Genomic DNA, 5,119 nt, shown 5'->3' with positions numbered 1-5,119 from the left:
CTAGGATACACGTCAAAATAGCTTGGCTTTATAAGGTGATAGCGAGATGAGCATTATGGATCGAGAGCAGGCAGTCCTGGATTCTGGTATTCCATTTCCCAAATCGGAATATGATCGGCGGCAAACAGAAGTGCTTGAGGCGGTTGAGAGAGCCGAACTCGACGCGCTGTTGGTGACCACCCACACTCATCTCCAATATCTTACCGGATATGACGGGAAGGGTGGGTATTTCAGACCGTTTCCTCTCATACTTGTGCCGGGACGGACACCGACATTTGTGGTTCGCGAGTTCGATGAGCAGTCAGTCCATGCGTACAGCTGCATCGAGGAAATTGTCCCGTATACCCATCAGGCAGACTTCGCCAAGGTATGTGGGGAGGTGTTAAGCCGGTATGGATTGCAAAATAAAGCAATCGGATTTGAGCTTGGCTGCTGGGGTCTCGCGCCAGCCGATTTGAGCGCCATTGAAACGCAGCTTCCAGGTATCAGGATTGCCGACGCGACTCGAATTGTCCCGTCGATTTCGGCCGTGAAAGGCGAGCTGGAGCTTGAGGCGATGCGCGATTCTATGACCATGACGGATCGTGCAATAGTTACGTTTCAGAATTCATTGAAGGCGGGCATAACCGAAATCGAAGTCGCTGCGGCCATCCGTGATGAGGTGGAAAGATGCGGCGGAGAGGGAGTTTTGCTCAACTCGTTGAACTTTGGAGAGCGGACGAAATTGCCGCACGGAGAACCGCGACGTCATGCGATCCGAAAGGATGAGCCTGCGACGGTTGAAGTTGGCGGAATTAGAAAAGGATATATAGCTGGGGTGTTTCGTAGTGCCGTACTTGGCCGCAATGCTGGGACCGAATCGCTTCATAGTTTGGCGGAAGAGGTGCTTGAAACAGCAATTGCCGCCATCAAGCCCGGTGCAACAGCGGGAGAGGTGAACGCGGCGGCGCGAAAGTTGATCGACCGCGATGGGCGCCACCGGGTACTTCGTAGCCGCATTGGTTATCAAACCGGGATCAACTGGTCCGACCGGGGTGCATTAAGTCTCGAACCCGATTCTTCGGATGTTCTTAAGCCCGGTATGACCCTGCACGCTCTAGTGATTCTTTACAGCGAAAGCGGGTACATGGTCGGCACCAGCGAGCAAGTTCTCGTTACGGATCTTGGCGCCGACATCATGAGCGGCACACCGCATACTCTTTTTCATGCATAATATGTCGGCAGCCTGCGTCAATCTCGCCGCCTTGTGCGAAGTTGTGTGAAAAGGGCGGTTCACTCGTGATAGAAAGCAGTGTTGTTTTATGACAGCGTATCCCCGTTCTCTTGGAATGATGTGCATCGAGTGGGTATGAGCAGATGGTGGCTCGCCGCCGATTTTACCTGGCTCCATGCTGAACCCCGCTACTTTTGACTTCCCGATCATAAAGGAAACAATCCGGGGCGCTTGGGCGGCCGATGTCATCCGTGGCAATCCGGCGCTCGAACCGTCATATATTGCTGCTGCGCAGAGACTTGTTGAACGAGGCGCAGTTGCAATCACCTCGGACTGCGGTTTTTCAATCCGTCATCAGGCTGCTGTGGCCAACTCAGTGAACGTTCCTGTCGCGACGTCAAGTTTGCTTCTAGTGCCGGCCTTGCTCCGTCAATTGCCTTCGTCATCCAAGCTGGCCATCCTGACCGCCGATTCAAAGTCCTGCGGATTTGAGTTACTCGGAGTGGAGGATCCAGCGGAACGCGCAAGGCTGGTCATCGGCGGTGTCGAGGGCGGCAAGTTGTTGCAGAACGAGATGAAGCGTCCTCCCATACCAACTGAGGTTGCCGATATTGAGGCTGATGTCGCTGGATGCATCACACGCATCCGGTCCGAGCACCCCGAAATTGCAGCCATTCTGTTTGAGTGCACCGGCTTCCCGACGGTATCTCACACGATGCGGCGTTCAACAAAGCTGCCGATATACGACATAGTTGATGTCTGCAAAATGATGATGGGGTCGATCGCCTGACGGCGATTACTACCGTTGCGTCCGTGCAGACCACGGAACGTTCGCGGTACGGTTGGTGACGTTATCGACAAGCGCGCCGCGATGGTCGCCCGTAGGTTCTGTCGCAAACCTTTCGGTAAGCGGACTGTGGCATGGGAAGCGCCTCTCAGCGTTGGCGGAGTACGTGATGTCAAGGGCCGTCATTTCGACCAGTCTATGATTCTGCCGTGCGTACGGTGGTGCGTTCATTGTGCAGCGTCAGCCAAAGCAGCAAAGCAGCGCCAAGACCGCATCATCGACCTTATCCGTGTCGGTCCATCCGCCCAGTCTAGCACGGACTCTGCCGCGGTCGAGACCGGATGGTTACGGTGCTGTAGCCGGCTTTGGCACTACACAGGAAGGCGCAGAGTGCACCAAGCTCTTCGGCCCCGCCTAAGCGGCGGGCGGGAATGCTTGATTGGCGCTCGGCTGCCTTGGCCTCCGCACTCTTTCCGTCTGACTGGCACAGCGTAACAGCGTAACCGGTCGTGTCCCATGAGGTGGTGTAGCTGACGGTTTTGAGCCGCTCGCGAGCGCGCCGTTGATAGTGCTGTAGATGCTATGGGCGGCGGCGAGCGTGTGGCACCCTCGACGCTGTTGAGCAGCTACCTAAGGAGCGCCCCATGTCACCATCCTTTGATGCAAGCAAATCCCTTACCGCCCTTGATCAGGACAGCACGTTGGTCGCAGTGATTGAGATGAGCCAGACAAAGTGGCTCATTGCTGCGACGGTCCCTGGCTTTGAACGTAACCCTCTCAAGAAGCTCGATGCCGACCCGGATTCGGTGTTCAGGCTGTTGCGCCGCTGGCGCAGCGAAGCCATCCAAGCCGGGCGTGAAGTCCGGCGCATCGTTGTCGCCTATGAGGCTGGACGCGACGGCTTTTGGTTGGCGCGCTGGCTCCAGGCGCGCGCTGTCGAAGCTTATGTCATACATCCATCGAGCGTCGCGGTTTCCCGTGAACATCGGCGTGCCAAGACCGATCGCCTCGATACCGAACTGCTGATGCGCGCCTTTCTTGGCTGGCTGCGGGGCGAGAAGCGCCACTGCAGCATGGCAGCCATCCCAACCATCAATGAGGAGGAGGCCCGCCGTCCGAACCGTGAACGAGACAATCTCGTCCGCGAACGTACACGGATCGTCAACCGCATCAAGGCAATCCTCGCTCGCTTCGGCATTCGCGCCTTCAAACCCAATCTGCGCAAAGCTGCCGAGAAACTGGAGGCTCTGCATACGGCGGAAGGTATGCCCCTACCGGAACGAAGCCGAGCCGAGTTGCGCCGTAATCTCGGACGGCTTCACCTGTTGCGTGAACAAATCCACGAGATCGAACAGGAGCGGTTGCGGCAGCTCTCGGTGGTTCCGGACACGGAGAAGGGTCCGCTCGCGATGGTTCGCCTTCTTGCGCGGATCATCGGTGTCGGTATCGAGACTGCGGACATGCTGGTGAATGAGATTCTCTCACGCGGCCTGCGTGATCGGAGAGCCGTCGCCCGCTATGCCGGACTTACCGGGGCGCCGGATGAGAGCGGCCAACGCAGGCGCGAGAAAGGTCTTGCGCGGGCCGGCAACGCTCGCGTCCGCTACGGCATGATCCTACTGGCTTGGCGGTTCCTCCAATTCCAAAAGGACAGCGCGCTGGCGCACTGGTTTTGCGCGAGAACGGCCGATGGCCGTGGCGGTACGCGCAAGACAATGATCGTGGCTTTGGCGCGCAAGCTACTGATTGCCTTCTGGCGACTTGTCACGACCGGCGAGATCCCGACGGGAGTAGCCCTGCGTCCGGTATAAAGCATGGAGGAGCGTTCGACAGGACGAGCATTGAAGTTTGGCAGCTGCAATAGCGTCTGCCGATAACGATCCGAGGTGGTGGTGATCCCGGTCGCTCACATGGCTTACGACGCCGCGCTGTAGAATGGGCCCACCGCCCGGAGCTTCGCCGCCGATGCGTATGGCTGCATCATGGTTTTTGATCCGCGACGATCAACCGCATACAAGCTTGCGGCGCGTTTACGGCGCCGGATGGCGAGCTCCCCTCGGTTTGCAAGTTATAGACCTCTACGAACAGGCCACCTGCCGGCTCAATGTAACGCTGCCGCCGTGCTCGTGACCATCAAGGGCAAGTCGCTTCGCGATGGCCAACGGCCACCCTTGACCGTCACTGCGCGCGGCGCCACCAATGAACCCCGGAGCCAAAACAGGAACAAATGGGGCGCCACAGCTGAACTAAGGAGACGGAACGACTGAAAGATCACCTTGACAAAGATTAGCCCATACAAGCGAGCGAGCGGCTTAGCGGCGGTCATCGATGTTCTTCGGTAGGGTTGGGTTGCTGACACAACCTGATTCGAAGGAAGCACCGATGACCGAACGGCATGATGAACCCGCGCACGCTCGTAGAGAAGACCCCTGACGCCGATATCTTGCGCGAGATGATCGGCTTTGCCGCTGAGCGGCTGATGGAGCTGGAGGTGGGCGCGGCCACCGGCGCGGCCCATGGCGAGAAGAACCCGCTGCGCACGGCTCAGCGCAACGGCTACCGCGACCGCGATTGGGAGACGCGGGCCGGCACGGTCGAGCTGCGCATCCCCAAGCTCAGGAAGGGCTCTTACTTCCCGAGCTTCCTGGAGCCGCGCCGCATGGCCGAGAAGGCGCTGACAGCCGTCATTCAGGAGGCCTATATCCAAGGCATCTCGACCCGTTCGGTCGACGACCTGGTCAAGGCCATGGGGATGAGCGGCGTCTCCAAAAGCCAGGTCAGTCGGCTATGCGAGGAGATCGACGGCAAGGTGAAGGTGTAGAAGTTTGCACTTGATCGGACAGTTGGCGTCTGAGAATGGTCGGTTTTGCCTGTCCGATAGGATCAGGCAGCGATCATTTTCTCCTTCGCCAGCGGGGCCGTGTCAAGGAAGGTCTGCATCGGCGTCTTGCCGAAGCACCAGCGGCCCTGATGTGGGCGCTGCTCATTGTAACTTCTGACCCATTCATCCAAATCGGCCTGCAGCTCCTCGATCGAGCCGTAGATCTTCTTCCTGAAGGCGACCCGGTAGAACTCGTCCAGCACCGTCTTGTGGAAGCGTTCCACGATGCCATTGGTCT

The 5,119-nt window shown here is 58.3% G+C and carries 4 protein-coding genes and 1 pseudogene; 4 read left to right on the top strand and 1 reads right to left on the bottom strand.

The features are described from left to right. The first annotated feature begins 46 nt into the window (after positions 1-46). The 4 genes and pseudogenes from EOA27_RS21015 to EOA27_RS20995 form a co-directional block, all read left to right on the top strand. Entirely contained in the window at positions 47-1,213 is a 1,167-nt protein-coding gene (locus EOA27_RS21015; protein ID WP_245491129.1) for a Xaa-Pro peptidase family protein, read from the top strand. Positions 1,214-1,388: 175 nt separating this feature from the next. Beyond that, the gene (locus EOA27_RS40810) at positions 1,389-2,003 is read left to right on the top strand and encodes a hypothetical protein (RefSeq protein ID WP_245491128.1); all 615 of its coding nucleotides are present in this window, start codon (positions 1,389-1,391) and stop codon (positions 2,001-2,003) included. Between the two features lie 641 nt (positions 2,004-2,644). Then, positions 2,645-3,811 carry an IS110 family transposase gene (locus tag EOA27_RS21005; protein ID WP_127257056.1) on the top strand — a complete coding sequence of 389 codons (1,167 nt, stop codon included), beginning with the start codon at positions 2,645-2,647 and terminating at the stop codon, positions 3,809-3,811. Positions 3,812-4,395: 584 nt separating this feature from the next. Continuing rightward, positions 4,396-4,812 (top strand): annotated as a pseudogene (locus EOA27_RS20995) (transposase); the annotation flags it as partial. 71 nt (positions 4,813-4,883) lie between these two features. Here the strand turns inward: EOA27_RS20995 and EOA27_RS20990 are convergent. Continuing rightward, on the bottom strand, positions 4,884-5,119 hold a 236-nt coding region (locus EOA27_RS20990), incomplete at its 5' end, for an integrase core domain-containing protein (protein ID WP_145970448.1).

Origin of the sequence: Mesorhizobium sp. M2A.F.Ca.ET.037.01.1.1 (assembly GCF_003998075.1) — a bacterium.
Taxonomy (GTDB): Bacteria; Pseudomonadota; Alphaproteobacteria; order Rhizobiales; family Rhizobiaceae; genus Mesorhizobium.
The sequence above is the reverse complement of the archived record's forward strand: the minus strand, read 5'-3'. Positions and strand labels throughout refer to the sequence as shown.